Origin of the sequence: Arenimonas donghaensis DSM 18148 = HO3-R19, assembly GCF_000743535.1 — a bacterium.
In the GTDB taxonomy this organism is placed as follows: Bacteria; Pseudomonadota; Gammaproteobacteria; order Xanthomonadales; family Xanthomonadaceae; genus Arenimonas; species Arenimonas donghaensis.
Genome location: NZ_AVCJ01000048.1, coordinates 36541 through 53664, shown reverse-complemented (window position 1 = coordinate 53664; position 17124 = coordinate 36541). Strand labels below are relative to the sequence as shown.

General features: G+C 69.3%; 16 protein-coding genes and 1 tRNA gene. 9 read left to right on the top strand and 8 right to left on the bottom strand.

What is annotated here, in order from left to right:
* Nucleotide 1: 1 nt before the first annotated feature.
* The 7 genes from N788_RS11855 (at nt 2) to N788_RS11825 (ending at nt 9908) form a co-directional block, all read left to right on the top strand.
* Complete coding sequence (locus N788_RS11855; protein ID WP_034225353.1) at nt 2-649, top strand: HAD hydrolase-like protein; 648 nt, start codon at nt 2-4, stop codon at nt 647-649.
* A 31-nt stretch (nt 650-680) separates the two neighbouring features.
* The gene (gene pyk, locus N788_RS11850; protein WP_034225337.1) at nt 681-2147 is read left to right on the top strand and encodes a pyruvate kinase; all 1467 of its coding nucleotides are present in this window, start codon (nt 681-683) and stop codon (nt 2145-2147) included.
* A gap of 107 nt (nt 2148-2254) precedes the next feature.
* Nucleotides 2255-3262: a class I fructose-bisphosphate aldolase gene (locus N788_RS11845; RefSeq protein WP_034225334.1), complete on the top strand. Its 1008-nt coding sequence runs from the start codon at nt 2255-2257 to the stop codon at nt 3260-3262.
* Nucleotides 3263-3470: 208 nt separating this feature from the next.
* Nucleotides 3471-4538 carry an efflux RND transporter periplasmic adaptor subunit gene (locus tag N788_RS11840; protein ID WP_034225332.1) on the top strand — a complete coding sequence of 356 codons (1068 nt, stop codon included), beginning with the start codon at nt 3471-3473 and terminating at the stop codon, nt 4536-4538.
* Nucleotides 4539-4551: 13 nt separating this feature from the next.
* Nucleotides 4552-7674 carry an efflux RND transporter permease subunit gene (locus tag N788_RS11835; RefSeq protein WP_034225330.1) on the top strand — a complete coding sequence of 1041 codons (3123 nt, stop codon included), beginning with the start codon at nt 4552-4554 and terminating at the stop codon, nt 7672-7674.
* Between the two features lie 46 nt (nt 7675-7720).
* On the top strand, nt 7721-8626 hold the full coding sequence (locus N788_RS11830; RefSeq protein ID WP_084696032.1) for a TrmH family RNA methyltransferase: 906 nt from the start codon (nt 7721-7723) through the stop codon (nt 8624-8626).
* Nucleotides 8627-8663: 37 nt separating this feature from the next.
* A complete protein-coding gene (locus N788_RS11825) occupies nt 8664-9908 on the top strand; it encodes a M61 metallopeptidase family protein (protein WP_211250724.1) in 1245 nt (414 codons plus the stop codon).
* Nucleotides 9909-9917: 9 nt separating this feature from the next.
* On the opposite strand, the gene N788_RS11820 is transcribed toward N788_RS11825, so the two are convergent.
* From N788_RS11820 to N788_RS11805, 4 genes are all read right to left on the bottom strand, one after another.
* Complete coding sequence (locus N788_RS11820; protein WP_034225328.1) at nt 9918-11327, bottom strand: M28 family peptidase; 1410 nt, start codon at nt 11325-11327, stop codon at nt 9918-9920.
* Nucleotides 11328-11389: 62 nt separating this feature from the next.
* Nucleotides 11390-11806 carry a large-conductance mechanosensitive channel protein MscL gene (gene mscL / locus N788_RS11815; protein WP_034225325.1) on the bottom strand — a complete coding sequence of 139 codons (417 nt, stop codon included), beginning with the start codon at nt 11804-11806 and terminating at the stop codon, nt 11390-11392.
* Between the two features lie 56 nt (nt 11807-11862).
* The gene (locus tag N788_RS11810) at nt 11863-12552 is read right to left on the bottom strand and encodes a fumarylacetoacetate hydrolase family protein (RefSeq protein ID WP_051924618.1); all 690 of its coding nucleotides are present in this window, start codon (nt 12550-12552) and stop codon (nt 11863-11865) included.
* Nucleotides 12553-12630: 78 nt separating this feature from the next.
* Entirely contained in the window at nt 12631-12900 is a 270-nt protein-coding gene (locus N788_RS11805) for a hypothetical protein (RefSeq protein WP_034225323.1), read from the bottom strand.
* A 32-nt stretch (nt 12901-12932) separates the two neighbouring features.
* Between N788_RS11805 and N788_RS11800 the strand changes: the two genes are divergently transcribed.
* Nucleotides 12933-13271 carry a Rieske (2Fe-2S) protein gene (locus N788_RS11800; protein ID WP_084696031.1) on the top strand — a complete coding sequence of 113 codons (339 nt, stop codon included), beginning with the start codon at nt 12933-12935 and terminating at the stop codon, nt 13269-13271.
* Here N788_RS11800 and N788_RS11795 read toward each other — a convergent pair.
* From N788_RS11795 to thiS, 4 genes are all read right to left on the bottom strand, one after another.
* A complete protein-coding gene (locus N788_RS11795) occupies nt 13268-15106 on the bottom strand; it encodes an SLC13 family permease (protein ID WP_034225321.1) in 1839 nt (612 codons plus the stop codon). The two genes, N788_RS11800 and N788_RS11795, sit on opposite strands and share 4 nt — an antisense overlap.
* Before the next feature lie 15 nt (nt 15107-15121).
* The gene (trmB, locus tag N788_RS11790) at nt 15122-15835 is read right to left on the bottom strand and encodes a tRNA (guanosine(46)-N7)-methyltransferase TrmB (RefSeq protein WP_034225319.1); all 714 of its coding nucleotides are present in this window, start codon (nt 15833-15835) and stop codon (nt 15122-15124) included.
* A gap of 14 nt (nt 15836-15849) precedes the next feature.
* Entirely contained in the window at nt 15850-16653 is an 804-nt protein-coding gene (locus N788_RS11785) for a thiazole synthase (RefSeq protein ID WP_034225317.1), read from the bottom strand.
* A 66-nt stretch (nt 16654-16719) separates the two neighbouring features.
* Nucleotides 16720-16920: a sulfur carrier protein ThiS gene (gene thiS, locus N788_RS11780; protein WP_034225315.1), complete on the bottom strand. Its 201-nt coding sequence runs from the start codon at nt 16918-16920 to the stop codon at nt 16720-16722.
* Nucleotides 16921-16998: 78 nt separating this feature from the next.
* On the opposite strand from thiS, the gene N788_RS11775 reads away from it, so the two are divergent.
* Nucleotides 16999-17072, top strand: a tRNA-Gly gene (locus N788_RS11775).
* Nucleotides 17073-17124 lie beyond the last annotated feature (52 nt).

Sequence of the window (17124 nt, the reverse complement as noted above, 5' to 3'; positions counted from 1 at the left end):
CATGGCGACGATCTTCTTCGACCTCGACGGCACCCTGATCGATTCGGTCGAAGGCATCACCCGCTGCGTCGTGCACGCTTTCGAGCGCCTGGGCGAGCCCGCGCCGGCACAGGGCGAACTGCGCGGCTGGATCGGCCCACCGCTTCGCGACAGCTTCGCGCCGCGCCTGGGTGACCCGGCCCGGGTGGAATTGGCGGTCGAGTATTACCGCGAGCGTTTCGATACCACGGGCTGGCGCGAGCATGCCATCTATGCCGGCATCGGCGACGTCGTGGCGGCCCTGGCCGCCGACGGCCATCGCCTGGCCGTGGTCACCGCCAAGAACGAACCGCATGCGCGGCGCATCGTCGAACACTTGCCCTTCGGCGGTCATTTCCAGGACATCATCGGCGCCACGCCCTGTGGACGGCTGAGCCACAAGCCCGAACTGATCGGCGAGGCGCTGTCGCGCCTGGGCCTGGCCGCGGACGGCTGCTGGATGGTCGGCGACCGGCACATGGACATCCACGGTGCCCGCCACCACGGCATGCCGTCGGTGGGCGTGCTCTGGGGATTCGGCGACGAAGCCGAACTGCGCGAAGCCGGTGCCACCCACCTGGCCGGTTCGCCGGACGCCCTGCGCCCCTTGTTTGCGATGGCCGCGTGCTAGCTTAGGTCCGTCGATACCACCGAACCGAACAATGAGCCAGCCGCTGCGCCGCACCAAGATCCTCGCCACCCTGGGCCCGGCCACGGACCCACCGGCGGTGCTCGCCGGACTGATCCGCGCCGGCGTCAACGTGGTCCGGCTCAATTTTTCGCACGGCACGCCCGAGCACCACGCCGCCCGCGTCGCGGCGATACGGGAAGCGGCGGCCGAGCAGGGCCGGGAGGTCGGCATCCTGGCCGACCTGCAGGGTCCGAAGATCCGCATCGAAAAATTCGCGGGCGGCAAGGTCGCGCTGGCCGCGGGCGACCCCTTCACCCTGGTCTGCCGCGCCGATGCGCCGGCCGGGGATGCCAGCCAGGTCGGGGTGAGCTACCTGGGACTGGTCAACGACGTCGCCGCCGGCGACACGCTGCTGCTCGATGACGGTCTGGTGGCGCTGGAAGTGGTTGCCATCGACGGCGACCGCATCCGCACCCGCGTGCTGACCGACGGCACGCTGTCCGACCGCAAGGGCCTGAACCGGCTCGGCGGCGGCCTGTCGCTGGGCGCGCTGACCGACCAGGACAAGCAGCACATCCGCATCGCCGCCGGCCTGGGCGTGGACTTCATCGCGGTTTCGTTCTGCCGTTCGGCCGCCGACATGGACGAAGCCCGGGCGCTGGCCGCGGCAGCGGGATCGGACGCCTTCATGGTGGCCAAGATCGAGCGCGCCGAGGCCATCGAGAACCTGGTCGAGATCACCCGCGCGTCCGACGTGGTGATGGTCGCGCGCGGCGACCTGGGCGTCGAGATCGGCGACGCCGAGCTGCCGGGCCTGCAGAAAAAAATCATCCGCACCGCGCTCGAACACAACCGCATCGTGATCACCGCGACCCAAATGCTGCAGTCGATGGTGGACAACCCGATCCCGACGCGCGCCGAGGTGCTGGATGTGGCCAATTCGGTCATCGACGGCACCGATGCGGTGATGCTCTCGGCCGAAACCGCCTCGGGCAACTACCCGGTCAAGGCGGTCGAGGCCATGGTGCGCATCTGCCTGGGCGCCGAGCGCCAGTTCGACCACGACACCGACTTCGAGAAGGCCCAGCGCGGCCTGGAACGCGCCGACCAGGCCATCGCCATGGCCACCATGTTCCTGGCCGAACACGTCGAAGTGCGCGGCATCGTGGCGCTGACCGAATCCGGCGGCACGGCCCGATTCCTGTCGCGGTTCCGGTCCAAGGTGCCGATCTTCGGCCTGTCCCGGCACGACGGCGCCCGCCGGCGCATGGCCCTGGTCCGCGACGTATTCCCGGTGGATTTCGACAGCGCCGGCCAGAGCACCCGCGAAGCCGCCCGCGGCGCGCTCAGGCACCTGTTTGGGCTGGGCCTGCTGGCCGAGGGCGACCGGGTCATCATCACCAGCGGCGACCACATGGAGCTGCACGGGGCCACCAATACCCTGCGCCTGCTCAAGGTGGGTCCGGGCGGCGACGCCGAGGGCCTGGGCGAGTTGTAGGAGCGCCTTGTGTGGGAGGGACTTCAGTCCCGACGCATTTCGGGACTGAAGTCCCTCCCACAGAGGGGTATAATCATGGGCTTTCCAGCCAACCCCGGGATCCCGCCATGAGTATCGACCAGCTCGCCGAAACCGCCCAGGCCATGGTGGCCCCGGGCAAGGGCATCATCGCCATCGATGAGTCCACCGCCACCATCAAGAAGCGTTTCGACGGCGTCGGCATCGAGTGCACGGAAGAAAACCGCCGCGCCTACCGCGAGATGCTGCTGACCACCCCGAAGCTGGGCGACTACATCTCCGGCGCCATCCTGTACGACGAGACCCTGCGCCAGTCCGCCAAGGCCGGCGTGCCCTTCACCAAGGTCATGATGGACGCCGGCATCCTGCCGGGCATCAAGGTGGACATGGGCGCCAAGCCGCTGGCCGGCTTCCCGGGCGAACTGGTCACCGAAGGCCTGGACGGCCTGCGCGACCGCCTGAAGGAATACGGCAAGCTGGGTGCGCGTTTCGCCAAGTGGCGCGCGGTCATCACCATCGGCGAAGACATGCCCTCGGGCACCTGCATCGACGCCAACTGCCATGCGCTGGCCCGCTACGCCGCGCTGTGCCAGGAAGCCGGCATCGTGCCCATGGTCGAACCCGAAGTGCTGATGGACGGCGACCACGACGTCGAGACCTGCTACGAGATCACCGAGGTCACCCTGCGCTCGCTGTTCGGCGCGCTCTACGAGCACAACATCATGCTCGAAGGCACCATCCTCAAGGCCAGCATGGTCGTTGCGGGCAAGTCCTGCCCGGACCAGGCCGGCATCGAGGACGTCGCCGAGATGACCCTGCGCTGCCTGAAGTCGTCGGTGCCGGCGACCCTGCCGGGCATCGTCTTCCTGTCGGGTGGCCAGAGCGACGACGACGCCACCGCCCACCTCAACGCCATGAACCAGATGGGCAGCAAGCCCTGGCCGCTGAGCTTCAGCTACGGCCGCGCCATGCAGTCCGCCGCCCTGCAGCTGTGGGCCAAGGACATGGCCGGCAACACCAAGGCCGCCCAGGACACCGTCTTCGCCCGCGCCAAGGCCAACGGCCAGGCCGCGCTGGGGCAGTGGAAGAAGGGCTGACCGGCCTGTGGGGCGGCGGCTCCCGGCCGTCGCCCTACAGCGTGCATGTCAACGCCGGCCCTGCGCCGGCGTTTGTCTTTCTGGCCGTCGTCGCGCCGCCTGCACGCCGCGTCCTTACAATCCGGCGACGCCCGGCGCTGCGAGCCGAACTTTCCCCCGGGTCTCGGGTCTTTTCCTGATAGCCCTTCAACAAGGACACCGCCCCGCGATGAGGACTGGCCGCACGATCCTGCCCAAGTTCCTGGTTTCCCTGCCGCTGCTGGCCCTGCTGGCCGCCTGTGGCGAGGAAGAGGCCGGCGGCCGCGCTTCGGCGCCGGCGACCGTCACCACGCTGCAGGTGCAGGCCAAGCCCTGGCGCGACACCATCCAGGCCCTGGGCACGGCCCGGGCCAACGAGTCGGTGATGGTGACGGCCAAGGTCACGGAAACCGTGGTCAAGGTGAACTTCCAGGACGGCGACCTGGTCAAGGCCGGCGACATCCTGGTCGATCTTTCCGGACGCGTGGAAGTCGCGGGCCTGGAAGAAGCCGCGGCCGAGTTCCGGGAGACCCAGACCCAGTTCCGGCGCCAGCAGCAGCTGGCGGCGCAGAAGCTGATCCCCGCCGGCCAGCTCGACACCCAGCGCGCCGCGATGGAGTCGGCACGGGCGCGGCTCGACGCTACCCGCGCGCGACTCTCGGATCGCGTCATCACCGCGCCCTTCGACGGCGTGCTGGGCTTTCGCCAGGTCAGTCCGGGCACCCTGGTGACGCCGGGCACCACCATCGCGAGCCTCGACGATGTTTCGGTGATCAAGCTCGACTTCGCGGTGCCCGAATCCTTCCTCTCGGCGCTCAAGCCCGGCCAGGCCGTGCACGCCCGCTCCGTGGCCTTTCCGGACCAGGACTTCACCGGCGAGCTGACGACCATCGATTCCCGGGTGGACCCGGTCACGCGCGCGGTCACCGTGCGCGCCAACCTGCCCAATCCCGACCTGCTGCTGCGGCCCGGGATGCTGCTCACCGTCGAGGTCTTCCAGCCCGAACGCCAGGCCCTGGTGGTGCCCGAGATCGCGGTGATCCAGGTCTCGCGCAGTGCCCATGTCTTCCGCGTGCGCGACGACGCCACCGTCGAGCAGGTGGAGGTCGAACTGGGACAGCGGCGTCGTGGCGAGGTCGAGATCCTGGAGGGCCTGTCGGCCGGCGACCGCATCGTCATCGACGGCGCGGTGAAGCTGCGCGACGGCAGCGCCATCACCGACGTCGACGCCGCCGCCGCCGCGACGGCCGCGGGCTGAGCCGGGGCAGGCCATGGTCCTTTCCGACATCTCGATCAAGCGCCCGGTCTTCGCGACGGTCATGAGCCTGCTGCTGGTGGTGCTGGGGCTTATCGCCTTCACCCGCCTGACCCTGCGCGAACTGCCCGACATCGACCCGCCCATCGTCTCGGTGGAAGTCGGCTATCCGGGCGCTTCGGCGGCGGTGGTGGAAACCCGCATCACGCAGATCCTCGAAGATGCCGTGGCCGGCATCGAAGGCATCGAGACCATCGAGTCGCGCAGCCGCAACGGCGAAGCCGACGTCAGCCTGGAATTCTCGCTGGGCCGCGACATCGAAGCCGCGGCCAACGACGTGCGCGACGCCATCAGCCGGGTCGGCGACCGCCTGCCGCCGGAGGCCGACCCGCCGGAAATCGAGAAAGTCGAAGCCGACGCCGACGTCATCATCTGGTTGAACATGAACTCGGAAAAGCTCGACACGCTCGAGCTCAGCGACTACGCCGAGCGCTACGTCGTCGACCGCCTGTCGAGCATCGACGGCGTCGCCCAGGTCCGCGTCGGTGGCCGCCAGCGTTATGCGATGCGCATCTGGCTCGACCGCGAGGCCCTGGCCGCGCGCGGGCTGACGGTGAACGACGTCGAGAGCGCCCTGCGCCGCGAGAACGTCGAGCTGCCGGCCGGCAGCATCGAGTCTCAGGACCGCGACTTCACCCTGCGCGTCATGCGTGGCTACGAAGACCCCGCCGACTTCGCCAAGCTCACCCTGGCCAAGGGCGAGGACGGCTACCTGGTGCGCCTGGGCGACGTCGCCCGGGTCGAACGGGCCTCGTCCGAGCGCCGGGCCTATTTCCGCGGCAACGGCCAACCCAATGTCGGCCTCGGCGTCATCAAGACCTCGACCGCCAACAGCCTGGACGTCGCCCGCGAGGTCAAGGCGGTGCTGCCGGCGATCCAGGACACGCTGCCCGAGGGCACCAGCATCTTCGTGGCCTTCGACAGCACCATCTTCATCGATGCCGCGGTGAACCGCGTCTACTGGACCCTGTTCGAGGCGATCGGGCTGGTGCTGGTGGTGATCTACCTGTTCCTGGGCAGCGTGCGTGCCGCGATCATCCCGGCGGTGACGGTGCCGGTGTGCCTGGTGGCGGCCTTCATCGCGCTGTGGGCCTTCGGCTTCTCGATCAACCTGCTGACCCTGCTGGCGCTGGTGCTGTGCATCGGCCTGGTGGTGGACGACGCCATCGTCGTGCTCGAAAACGTCCAGCGCCGGGCCGACCTGGGCGAGCCCCCGCTGGTCGCGGCGCGCCGCGGCACCCAGCAGGTGGCCTTCGCGGTCATCGCCACCACGGCGGTGCTGGCGGCGGTATTCCTGCCGATCGGGTTCATGGAAGGCAATACCGGCCGTCTGTTCCGCGAGCTGTCGGTGGCGCTCGCCGGGGCGGTCATCATTTCCGCCTTCGTGGCGCTGACGCTCACGCCGATGATGTGTTCGCTGCTGGTGCGGCCGCACAGCAAACCGCGTGGACTGAACCGCTGGATCCAGGAACACCTCGATTCACTGGGTCGCGGCTACCGTCGCGCGGTCGAGCGAACGGTCGGCAAGCCGCTGCTGTTCGGAATCGTGCTGCTGGGCACGCTCGGCGTGTCGGCCTTCCTGGTGCAGGTGATCCCGGCAGAGCTGTCGCCGCCGGAAGATCGCGGCGCCTTCTTCGTCAGCGTCTCGGGCCCCGAGGGTGCCGGCTACGACTACACGGTCGAGCAGATGCAGGGCGTCGAGGAAATCCTGTTCAAGTACACCGGCGAAGGCCAGCCCATCGACCGCGTCAACACCGCCGTGCCCGGGGGCTGGGGCGCGGGCGGCACCATGCACACCGGCCGCGCGATCGTATTGCTCAAGCCCTGGGACGAGCGTGGTGTCGACACCAGCGGGCTGGTCGAACAGGTGCGCGGCGAGCTCAACCAGCTGCCCGGCGTCGTGGCGCGGCCACAGGTGCGCACCGGCCTGGTGCGCAGCGGCGGGCAGCCCCTGCAGGTGGTGCTGGGTGGCCCGGACTACGTCGAACTCGCCGAGTGGCGCGACCGCATGCTGGCGCGCATGGAGCAGAACCCCGGCCTGTATGGCGCCGATTCGGACTACAAGGAAACCCAGCCGCAGCTGCGCGTCGAAATAGACCGCGCCCGCGCCGCCGACCTGGGCGTATCGGTGCTGGAGATCGGCCGCACGCTCGAGACCATGATGGGCTCGCGCCGCGTCACCACCTACGTCGAGGATGGTGAGGAATACGACGTCATCCTGCAGGCGCAGCGCGAGGACCGCGCGTCGCCGGCCGACCTGGACAACCTGTACGTGCGTTCGGGCAACAGCGGCGAACTGGTGCCGCTGTCGAACCTGGTCAGCCTGGTCGAACTGGCCGAGCCGGGCGAGTTCAATCGCTTCAACCGCCTGCGCGCGATCAGCCTCTCGGCCGGCCTGGCGCCGGGTTACACCCTGGGCGAGGCCCTGGACTGGGTGCGCCAGACCGCCGACGAAGAGCTGCCCCAACGCGCCCAGCTCGACTACAAGGGCGAGTCGCGCGAGTACCAGAAGGCGGGCGGCGCGGTGGTCTTCACCTTCGCGATGGCCCTGCTGGTGGTCTACCTGGTGCTGGCGGCGCAGTTCGAAAGTTTCCTGCACCCGATCGTGATCATGCTGACGGTGCCGCTGGCGGTGCTTGGTGCGCTGCTGGGCCTGTGGGTCTTCGGCAGCTCGCTCAACCTGTTCAGCCAAATCGGCATCGTCATGCTGGTCGGGCTGGCGGCCAAGAACGGCATCCTGATCGTCGAATTCGCCAACCAGCTGCGCGACGAGGGCATGGCCATCCGCGACGCCATCGTCGAGTCGGCTTCGGTGCGCATGCGCCCGATCCTGATGACCTCCATCGCCACCATGATGGGCGCCGTGCCGCTGGTCGCCTTCGGTGGGCCCGGTTCCGCCAGCCGCGCCACCATCGGCATCGTCATCATCGCCGGCGTGGCGTTCTCGACCCTGCTGTCGCTGTTCGTGGTGCCGGCCTTCTATTCCCTGCTGGCGCCCTACACGCGTTCGCCCGAGGCCGTGGCGCGCAAACTCGAGGCACTCGAGCGGGAAACGCCGGCCGTGGGCGGCCATGCCTGAGTCGCCCGGACGGCCCGCTGGCCGGGTCGTCCGCTAGACTGTGGCCATGAACGATTCCCGACCCCCGCGCGGCACCGGTCCCTACCGCGGCCCGCCGACCCAGCGACGCGACAAGCGCGAGCGCGAACGCGACCGCCAGGCCGCCGGGCCGGCCGCGTCGCCGTCCCGGCCCTCGCCGCGCCCGGAGGCACGCCCGGCCGACGCTTCCGAACCGCGGCCGCCGCGGGAACAGCGGATCTACGGCGTCAACGCCTGCCTGGCCGCCTTCGCGCGCCGGCCCGACGACCTGCGCAAGGTCTGGCTGCTCGAATCGCGCATCCCCAAACTCAAGGACGTGCTGGCGCACTGCGTGAAACACCGCATCGGCTATTCGGTGGTCGGCGACGAGGACCTGCAAAAACTCGCCGCCAGCAGCCACCACGAAGGCCTGGTGTTCGCGATGATGCCGGCACAGGAGCTGTCGCTTTCGGCCTGGCTGCGTGACCTTCCCGCAGGCCCGGCGCTGGCGCTGTGGCTCGACGGCGTCGGCAACCCGCACAACCTGGGCGCCATCCTGCGCTCGGCGGCGCATTTCGGCGTGGCCGGGCTGCTGCTGCCCAAGGACTCGCCGCTGGCGTTGTCCGGTGCCGCCGCACGCGTGGCCGAAGGGGGCGCCGAGGCGGTGCCGGTGGTGCGCCTGGGCCGTGCCGACAACAGCCTGGCCCAGCTGCAGTCGGCCGGCTTCCTGGCGGCCGCCACCGTGGTGCGCGGCGGCCAGCCCCTGCATGCGGCGACCCTGCCCGAGCGGCTGCTGCTGGTGATGGGTGCCGAACAGACCGGCGTCGACCCGCTGCTCGCCGACGCCACCGCGCTGCGCCTGGGCATCCCCGGCACCGGCGCGGTGGAAAGCCTCAACGTGGCCTCGGCCACCAGCGTGTTCCTGGCCGAGTGGTGGCGCCAGCGCAAAGCGTGAACCGGCAATTCAGCCCGGTGCCGGCATAATCCGGCGGATGAAAATGATCCTGTCCTGCATTTCGCGCCTGCGCGTCCTGGCCCTGGCCCTGTTGCTGCTGCCCTCGATCGCCCTGGCCGAGCGAACCGAATACAAGGTCGATTACCTGGTGCGCTTCCTGCCCGCCAAGGGCCAGGCCGACGTCAGCATCCGGCTCACGCCGGGCACCGGCGAGGTCCGGCGGCTGCGCCTGCGCATGCCCGAGGACCGCTATTCGAACATCCGCGGCGACGGCGAGGTCACCCGCAAGGGCGACCTGGTGACCTGGCTGCCGCCACGCGGCGAGCCGGCCCGCCTGCGTTTCCTGCACCACATCGACCACAAGCGTCGCGACGGTGGCTACGACGCCCGCATCACCGACGACTGGGTGCTGATGCGCGGCGACGACCTGGTCCCGCCCGCCACGGTGCTGGCGACCAAGGGTGCCGACTCGCGCGCCCGCCTGCGCTTCCAGCTGCCCAAGGGCTGGACCAACGTCGACACGCCGTTCAAGCGCAGCCGCGACGGCAAATCCTTCGTGGTGGTCAACCCCGAACGCAATTTCGACCGCCCGACCGGGTGGATCATCGCGGGCGACGTCGGCACCCGGCGCGAACAGTTCGACAACATCGAGATCAGCGTCGCCGGCCCCAAGGGCGACGAAGTCCGGCGCAACGACATGCTGGCCTTCTTCAACGTGCTGGTGCCCGAGTTCGAGGCCCTCTACGGCAAGCTGCCGCTGAAGGTCCTGATCGTCAGCGCCGGCGACCCGATGTGGCGGGGTGGGCTGTCCGGGCCGCGTTCGCTGTACCTGCACGCCGACCGGCCGGTGATCAGCGAAAACGGCACGAGCACCCTGGTGCACGAGCTGACCCACGTCTTCACCCGCCTGCGCGGCGCCGACGGCGACGACTGGATCACCGAGGCGGTGGCCGAGTACTACTCGATCGAGCTGATGCGCCGCGCCGGCCTGCTCAGCCCGGCACGTGCCGACAAGGCCCAGGAATGGATGGCCCGGCATAGCCGGCAGGTGACCTCGCTGACTTCGAACCGCTCGTACGGGCCGCGCACCGCCCGCGGCGTACAGCTGCTGCGTGAACTCGACGCCGAGATCCGCAAGGCCAGCAAGGGCAAGCGCAGCCTCGACGACCTCGTTCGCGCCGTCCTGCCGCTGCGTGAAGTCTCCCGCGAGGACCTGCGCGAAGAGGCCGCCCGGCTCATCGGGCGACCCTCGAAAGTGCTCGGGTCGGAGCTGCTGGACTAGGCCCGACCCTTATTCGGTCTTGACCGGCAGGCTGCCGAAGTCGACGTCGGTTTCCGCGGCCAGGTAGGCGAGCACTGCGTAGGCCGCCACCTGCTGGTCGAGGGCGCGCGGGTCGATCTTGTCCAGGGTGTCGTTGGCCGTGTGGTGGTAGTCGAAGTAGTCGATGCCATCCTGGGCCAGCTGGGCCCAGGGCGCGCCCTTGGCCACGATCGGGCCGACGTCCGGGCCCGGGCTGCCGCCCGTGCGTTCGGTGGCCACGCCCAGCGGCGCCAGCACTTCGCCGATTTTTTCGATCACCGGCCAGGCAGCCGGGTCCACGCCTGCGCGCAGGGCGTACACGCGGCCGGCACCGAAGTCGCTTTCGGCACCGAGCTGGTGGTCGCCGACTTCGCCGGCGGCGGCGCGCGCTTCGGCATAGGCCTTGCCGCCGTACAGACCCTGTTCTTCGTTGGCGTAGGCGATCACCCGCACGGTGCGGCGCGGTGCCTGCTCGAGCTGGCCGATCAGCGCACCGGCGGCGAAGGTGATGGCGATGCCGGCCCCGTCGTCGATGGCACCGGTGCCCAGGTCCCAGGAGTCGAGATGGCCGCCGATGGTGACGACTTCGTCGGGCAGGTCGCGGCCGCGGATCTCGCCTATGACGTTGTGCGAGGTGTAGTCGGCCACCGTCTCCGCGGCGATGTCCAGGCGCAGGCGCACCGGCTTGCCGCGCGCCAGCATGTGTTCAAGCAGGTCGGCGTCGGGATTGGAGAGGGCGGCCGCGGGGATGCGCGGTACGTCGGCGACGTAGCGCATGGTGCCGGTGTGGGCGAAGCGGTCGGAGCTGGTGCCGACCGAGCGGATCAGCACCGCCACCGCGCCCTTGCGCGCGGCCTCGACCGCGCCATTGCTGCGGGCGCCGACGGCGGGGCCATAACCGCGGCCGTCCTTGAAGCGCACCATGCGGTAGGTGATCAGGGCGATCTTGCCCTCGAGGCTGCCTTCAGGGGCCGCCTTGAGCGCATCAAGCGAGGCGAAGGCGACCACTTCGGCGTCCAGGGGCGTGTCGCCGGTGCCGACGCTGCCGCCCAGGGCGGTCACCACCAGCGGCTGCGGGTAGGGCGCCAGCACTTCGGCGCGCTCATGGTGGCGCAGCCATACCGGGAAGGTCACCGGTTCCCGATAGACCCGGTCGAAGCCCATGGCCTTGAGCTTGGCCTCGGCCCACTCGACGGCCAGCGCGTCGGCCGGCGTGCCGGCCAGGCGCGGGCCGACTTCGGTGGTCAGTGATTCGACCACGTTCCAGGCTTCGCTGCCGCGCATCGCACGCTCGCGCAGGCCTTCGGCCGCGGCGATGTCCCCGGCATCCAGGCCCGTGGCGGCGAACGCCGGCGCGGTGGCCAGCAGGGACAGGGCGAGCAGTGTTCGGGTCAATCGCATCCGGTTTCTCCATCATGGCGACGCCGGCCCCGGGGGCCGGCGTCGGGATAGTTCAGTTGGGATCAGCGCGACTTGAGGCTGTCGCGGATCTCGGTGAGCAGTTTCACTTCTTCGCTGGGCGCCGGCGGCGGTTCGGGCGACGCCGCTTCCTTGCGCTTGAGCGAGTTCATCGCCTTGATCGCGACGAAGATCGCCAGGGCGATGATCACGAAGTCCACCACGGTCTGGATGAAGGCGCCGTATTTGACCAGGACCGCAGGGATTTCGGTGCCCGCGGCATCCACGGTGGCCGCCTTGAGTTCATAGGCGAGGTCGCCGAAGTCAACGCCGCCGATGAAATAGCCCAGGGCCGGCATGACGATGTCATTGACCAGGGACGAGACGATCTTGCCGAATGCGGCGCCGATGACCACGCCGACCGCCAGGTCGACGACATTGCCACGCAGCGCGAACTCTTTGAATTCCTTGGCCATTCCCATGCGGATTCTCCGTCGGTGGTTTCGGGTTCGACAGTGAATCTACACCGGACGGCGCATCAGGTGATACGGCCCTCGAACTCGACCAGGTTTTCGATCCCGGCGCGGAAGCGATCGCCCTGCCGCAGCGCGGCGACGCCGGCGGGCGTGCCCATGAAGACCAGGTCGCCGGCCTTGAGCGCATACAGCCGCGAGAGTTCGTTGATCACCTCGGCGACCGAAAAGACCATGCTGCCCAGCGTCGCCTGCTGGCGCCGTTCGCCGTTGACGTCGAGCCAGAGCAGCCGCTGGCCCAGGTCGCCGGCCGAGCCCGCCGGCACCAGTTCGCTGGCGGGGGCGGAGTGGTCGAATCCCTTGGCGGTGTCCCAGGGCAGGCCCTTGGCCTTGGCACGTGCCTGCAGGTCGCGACGGGTCAGGTCCAGGCCGACGCCGTAGCCGAAGACCAGCTCGAGCGCGCCGTCCACCGCGACCACGCCGTCGGCGTCGCGGCCCAGGGCCACCACCAGTTCGACTTCGTGGTGCAGGTCGGTCGTGCCCGGCGGGTAGGGCACGTCGCCGCCACCGGCGACGATGGCGTCGGCGGGTTTGTGGAAGAACACGGGATTGCCGCGGTCGACGCTGGCGCCCATTTCCGCGGCATGGTCGGCGAAGTTGCGGCCGACGCAGTAGATGCGCCGCACGGGGAAGTCGCCGCCGCCCCGCACGGGCAGCAAGGTAGGGGCGGGGAGGGGGATGACGGTATCGTTCACGGCAAGGTGGCTTCTTGTGGGAGGGACTTCAGTCCCGAAGCATTTCGGGACTGAAGTCCCTCCCACAAGGATACCGCGTCAGCGCAGGTGCAGCGGCGTGTGCGGGTCGCGCACGCGGGTGTACTCGCCTTCGATCACGTCGGCGGCCGGCTTGGGCGCCGGGCGGCGGGTGGCGACGAACAGGCGGCGCGCGGCGGCGAACAGCAGCATGCCCAGGCCGATCACCAGGCCGAAGGCGACCAGCACCAGCAGCAAGGCCAGGCCCAGCAGGCCGACCAGCACGCGCATCAGCGGGTGACGGGGCTTGGAAGGGCAGTAGCTGAAAACGCGGTGGAAGAAGAAGCTCATGCGTCGCCGTGGCAAACTCGGGGACGGGAAGTATGGCGAGGGGCTGCGTGGAAAGTGTAAGTGGTTCGTTAATCGAGCTGGCCGACTGGCCACCCGAAGGCCTGTCCGAAACCGAGGTCGGGCTGGACGGGGAACGCCAATCGCTTGTCGTGCTGCGGCGCGGCGAAGACGTCAAGGCCTGGCTGAACGTCTGTCCCCATGCCGGCCGTCGCCTGGACTGGGCGCCGGGCAAGTTCCTGGTCGACAAGGGCCGGCTGGTCTGCGCCGCGCACGGCGCCAGCTTCGAACTTGAGCAGGGTCAATGCGTGGCGGGTCCCTGCGTCGGCGCTTCGCTGGTGCCGGTGGCCGTGGTCGTGGCCGCGGCCGGCTAGAACATCAGGTTGACCATCAGCAGCACGATGGCCAGGTAGACCAGGGTGAGCGGCGCACCCGTGCGCCACAGGTCCTTGGCGCGGTAGCCGGCCGGTCCCGACACCATCGCCAGCACCGGGTTGGAAACGCTGAGGAAGTTGTTCGACGCCGACAGCGCCACCACCAGCGCGAAGGCCATCGGGTTGCCGCCCGCGGCCAGCGCCACGTTGATGGCCATGGGCACCACCACGACGGTGGCGCCGACGTTGCCGATGACCAGGGCGAAGGCCGTCGCCAGCAGCCCGAAGGCGGCTTCAAGCACCCAGATGGGTACGTCGCTGCCGATGCGTTCCAGGATCTGCTGGGCGATCCAGGCCGCGGCGCCGGTGGAGTCCATGGCCCAGCCCAGCGGGATCAGGCAGGCCATCAGGAACACGGTCTTCCAGCTGACCGCGGCATAGGCCTCGTCCATGTTCAGCACGCCCACCAGCATCATCGCCGCCGCGCCGGTCATCAGCGCCACCGGCACCGGCACCAGGGTCGACAGCGCCAATGCCATCGCGCCCACGAAGACCGCCAGCGCCCACCACAGTTTCTGCGGACGCTGTTCGCCCTTGGGGTAGTCGGTGACCACGACGAAATCACGGCTTTCGCTGGCCTGCGCCAGGTCGGTCCAGATGCTGTGGAAGACCAGCATGTCGCCGGCCTTGAGGTCCATCTTGCGGATGTCCTCGCGCCAGACCTGGCCGTCGCGGTTGATCGCCAGCAGGCTGATGCCGAAGCGCTTGCGCAGTTGCAGCTGCGACTGCGATTTGCCCAGGAAGCTGGACGTCGGCGGGATCACCGCTTCGGAAATGCCCGACCGGCTGGGGTTGAACAGGTCGGAAAAATGCCGCAACCGCGCCGACATGCGCAGCAGGTTCTTCTGGGCGTAGTCCTGGATGGCTTCGCGCGGGCCCATGACACCCAGCACGCTGCCGACCCAGATCATCTGGTCGGCCGGCGGTGCCAGCCGGGCCTCGTTGCCGCTGAGCAGGGCCAGCAGCAGCGGCGCGTCGCGCTGCGCTTCCGCCTCGCCCACGCTCATGCCGACCAGGGGGCTTTCGGCGGTGACGGTCAGCTCGAAAACGTCACCGTCGATGCCGTAGGCGCGGGCGAAATAACTCTGCGTGCGGCTGGGGGCGACGCCCTTGTCCTCGGACTTGGCGAACCAGCGCTTGCCGAGCCAGCGCCAGTAGCCCAGGGCGGCCAGCAGCAGCGCCAGGCCGACCGGCAGCGGCGCGAACATCTCCAGCGGTTCGAGCGTGGCCACGCCCGAGGGCAGGTTTCGGTTGGCGACCAGCAGCAGGTCGTTGAGCAGCATCAGCGGCGAACTGCCGATCATGGTGAGGCCGCCGCCCATGACGATCGCCGCCGCGATCGGCAGCAGCAGGCGCGAGAGGCTTAGGCCGGTGCGGCCCGAGAGGCGCGATGCCACGGGCAGGAACAGCGCCATCACCGACGGGTTCTGCATGAAGCCCGACATCAGGCCGGCCATGGCCGAGGTGTAGAGGATCAACCGCTCCTCCATGCCCTTGGACATGCGCAGCAGCCAGACCGCCAGCCGGTTGAGCGCACCGGTGCGGTCCAGGCCCGCGCCCAGGATCATGGTGGCGATGACCGCCATGACCGCGTTGCCCGAGAAACCGTCGAACAGCTGGCTGGCCGGCACCAGGCCGGTGAGGCCCAGCAGCACCAGCACCACCAGGGCGGTGGCGTCGGCGCGGATGCGTTCGATCATGAACATCACGATGGTGAAGCCGACCAGCCCCAGCACGAGCATCATGTCGCGGGTCAGGGTCAGGCTGGTGTCCATGCGTGGGCGGCGTCCTCAGCAGCGGTCGTAGAGCAGGTCCCAGACGTCGTGGCCCAGCTTCAGGCCGCGGGTCTCGAAATGCGTCTGCCGCCGCCAGTCGGGGCGTGGCGTCGTGCCGCCGGGCCCGGCGCGGTTGCGCAGGCGCGGTTCGGCGTCCAGTACTTCCCACAGGTGCTGCGCGTAGTTCTCCCAGTCCGTGGCGATGTGCAGCAGGCCGCCGGGCCGCAGCCGCTGGCAGAGCAGGTCGACGAAGGGCGGCTGCACCAGGCGCCGCTTGTTGTGGCGCTTCTTGTGCCAGGGGTCGGGAAAGTAGATGCGCACCTCGTCCAGTGAGTCCGGCGCCACTTCGTCGCGAAGGACTTCGACGGCGTCATGCTGGTAGATACGCAGGTTGTGCAGCCCCGCGGCCGCGGCGGCGTTGAGCAGGCGGCCGACGCCGGGCCCGTGCACTTCGATGCCGATGAAGTCGCGGTCGGGTTCGCGTTCGCAGGAAAACAGCAGCTGCTCGCCGTTGCCGAAGCCGATCTCGACCACGCGCGGCGCCTGGCGGCCGAAATCGGCGTCGAAGTCGCGGCGCTGGCCGCGATAGTCCAGCCCGTAGCCGGGCCAGTGCAGGTCGAAGGCGCGCTTCTGCGCTTCGGTCTGCCGGCCCTGGCGCAGCACGAAGCTGCGGATGGGGCGATGCCGCGCGGTCGGGTCCGGGGCGCTGTCGTCGTTGGTTCCGGTCATGCGCCCGCCCATCCTTACAAGAAGTGCCCGTCCAGCGGCGAGGAGGCGCTGGCGTTGCGCTTTTTCGGAATGCGGCCGGCCAGGAAGGCCTCGCGTCCGGCTTCCACCGCCTTGCGCATGGCGCTGGCCATCAGCACCGGGTCCCTGGCGCCGGCGATGGCGGTGTTCATCAGCACGCCGTCGCAGCCCAGTTCCATGGCGATGGCGGCGTCGGACGCGGTGCCGACGCCGGCGTCCACCAGCACGGGCACCTTGGCGTTGTCGACGATTTCAAGGATGGACCAGCGGTTCTGCACGCCCAGGCCGGAACCGATCGGCGCCGCCAGCGGCATCACCGCCACGCAGCCGATTTCTTCAAGGCGCTTGGCCAGGATGGGGTCGTCGGAGGTGTAGACCATCACGTCGAAACCGTCGGCCACCAGGATCTCGGCGGCGGCCAGGGTTTGCACGACGTCGGGGTAGAGCGTCTTGGGGTCGCCCAGCACTTCAAGCTTCACCAGCTTGTGGCCGTCGAGCAGTTCGCGCGCGAGCCGGCAGGTGCGCACGGCGTCGTCGGCGGTGTAACAACCGGCGGTGTTGGGCAGGAGCGTGTAGCGGTCGAGCGGCAGGACTTCGAGCAGGTTGGGTTCGCCCGGGTTCTGGCCGATGTTGCTGCGGCGGATGGCGACGGTGACGATTTGTGCACCGGCGGCCTCGGTGGCCAGGCGGGTTTGCTCGAGGTCGGCGAACTTGCCGGTGCCCGTCAGCAGGCGGGAGCGGTAGGTCTTGCCGGCGATCACCAGCGGATCGGCGGGCCGGGAGTCGTGTTCGCGGGTCATGCCCCTGATTATGGCCGCTTTTGCCGGGCGGGTTAACCCTTTTTTAAGATGATGTTCAGGGAAATCTCACCCGCCGCCGATGGCGTGGATGATCTCGACCCGATCGCCCTCGGCCAGCGGGTGGTCGGCGTGGCGACTGCGCGGCACGACCTCCTGGTTGACCTCGACCGCCACCTTGCGACCGGCCAGGCCGGTGTGTTCGAGCAGGCCGGCGACGGTCATGGCTTCGGCGACTTGCGTTGACTGGCCATTGAGCATGATGTGCATGCGCCGATTGTATCGTCCGCCGCGACTGCCGGCGCGCATTGCGGGTGCCCGGGGCCACCGGCATAATCGCGGCCGAACGCGGGTGTAGTTCAATGGTAGAACTGCAGCTTCCCAAGCTGCTAACGTGGGTTCGATTCCCATCACCCGCTCCACCCACGATGCCGGCCGCGCGCCGCCATCGTCCGCTTGGGGCCCTCGCCCCGC

Bases quoted from the DNA above. Each gene is read 5' to 3' on its own strand.
- N788_RS11820 (WP_034225328.1), bottom strand. From the start codon at position 11,327: ATGCGATTGACCCGAACACTGCTCGCCCTGTCCCTGCTGGCCACCGCG.
- pyk (WP_034225337.1), top strand. From the start codon at position 681: ATGAGCCAGCCGCTGCGCCGCACCAAGATCCTCGCCACCCTGGGCCCG.
- N788_RS11845 (WP_034225334.1), top strand. From the start codon at position 2,255: ATGAGTATCGACCAGCTCGCCGAAACCGCCCAGGCCATGGTGGCCCCG.
- N788_RS11835 (WP_034225330.1), top strand. From the start codon at position 4,552: ATGGTCCTTTCCGACATCTCGATCAAGCGCCCGGTCTTCGCGACGGTC.
- N788_RS11800 (WP_084696031.1), top strand. From the start codon at position 12,933: ATGGCGAGGGGCTGCGTGGAAAGTGTAAGTGGTTCGTTAATCGAGCTG.
- N788_RS11830 (WP_084696032.1), top strand. From the start codon at position 7,721: ATGAACGATTCCCGACCCCCGCGCGGCACCGGTCCCTACCGCGGCCCG.
- N788_RS11785 (WP_034225317.1), bottom strand. From the start codon at position 16,653: ATGACCCGCGAACACGACTCCCGGCCCGCCGATCCGCTGGTGATCGCC.
- N788_RS11840 (WP_034225332.1), top strand. From the start codon at position 3,471: ATGAGGACTGGCCGCACGATCCTGCCCAAGTTCCTGGTTTCCCTGCCG.
- mscL (WP_034225325.1), bottom strand. From the start codon at position 11,806: ATGGGAATGGCCAAGGAATTCAAAGAGTTCGCGCTGCGTGGCAATGTC.
- trmB (WP_034225319.1), bottom strand. From the start codon at position 15,835: ATGACCGGAACCAACGACGACAGCGCCCCGGACCCGACCGCGCGGCAT.
- N788_RS11825 (WP_211250724.1), top strand. From the start codon at position 8,664: ATGAAAATGATCCTGTCCTGCATTTCGCGCCTGCGCGTCCTGGCCCTG.
- N788_RS11855 (WP_034225353.1), top strand. From the start codon at position 2: ATGGCGACGATCTTCTTCGACCTCGACGGCACCCTGATCGATTCGGTC.
- N788_RS11795 (WP_034225321.1), bottom strand. From the start codon at position 15,106: ATGGACACCAGCCTGACCCTGACCCGCGACATGATGCTCGTGCTGGGG.
- thiS (WP_034225315.1), bottom strand. From the start codon at position 16,920: ATGCACATCATGCTCAATGGCCAGTCAACGCAAGTCGCCGAAGCCATG.
- N788_RS11805 (WP_034225323.1), bottom strand. From the start codon at position 12,900: ATGAGCTTCTTCTTCCACCGCGTTTTCAGCTACTGCCCTTCCAAGCCC.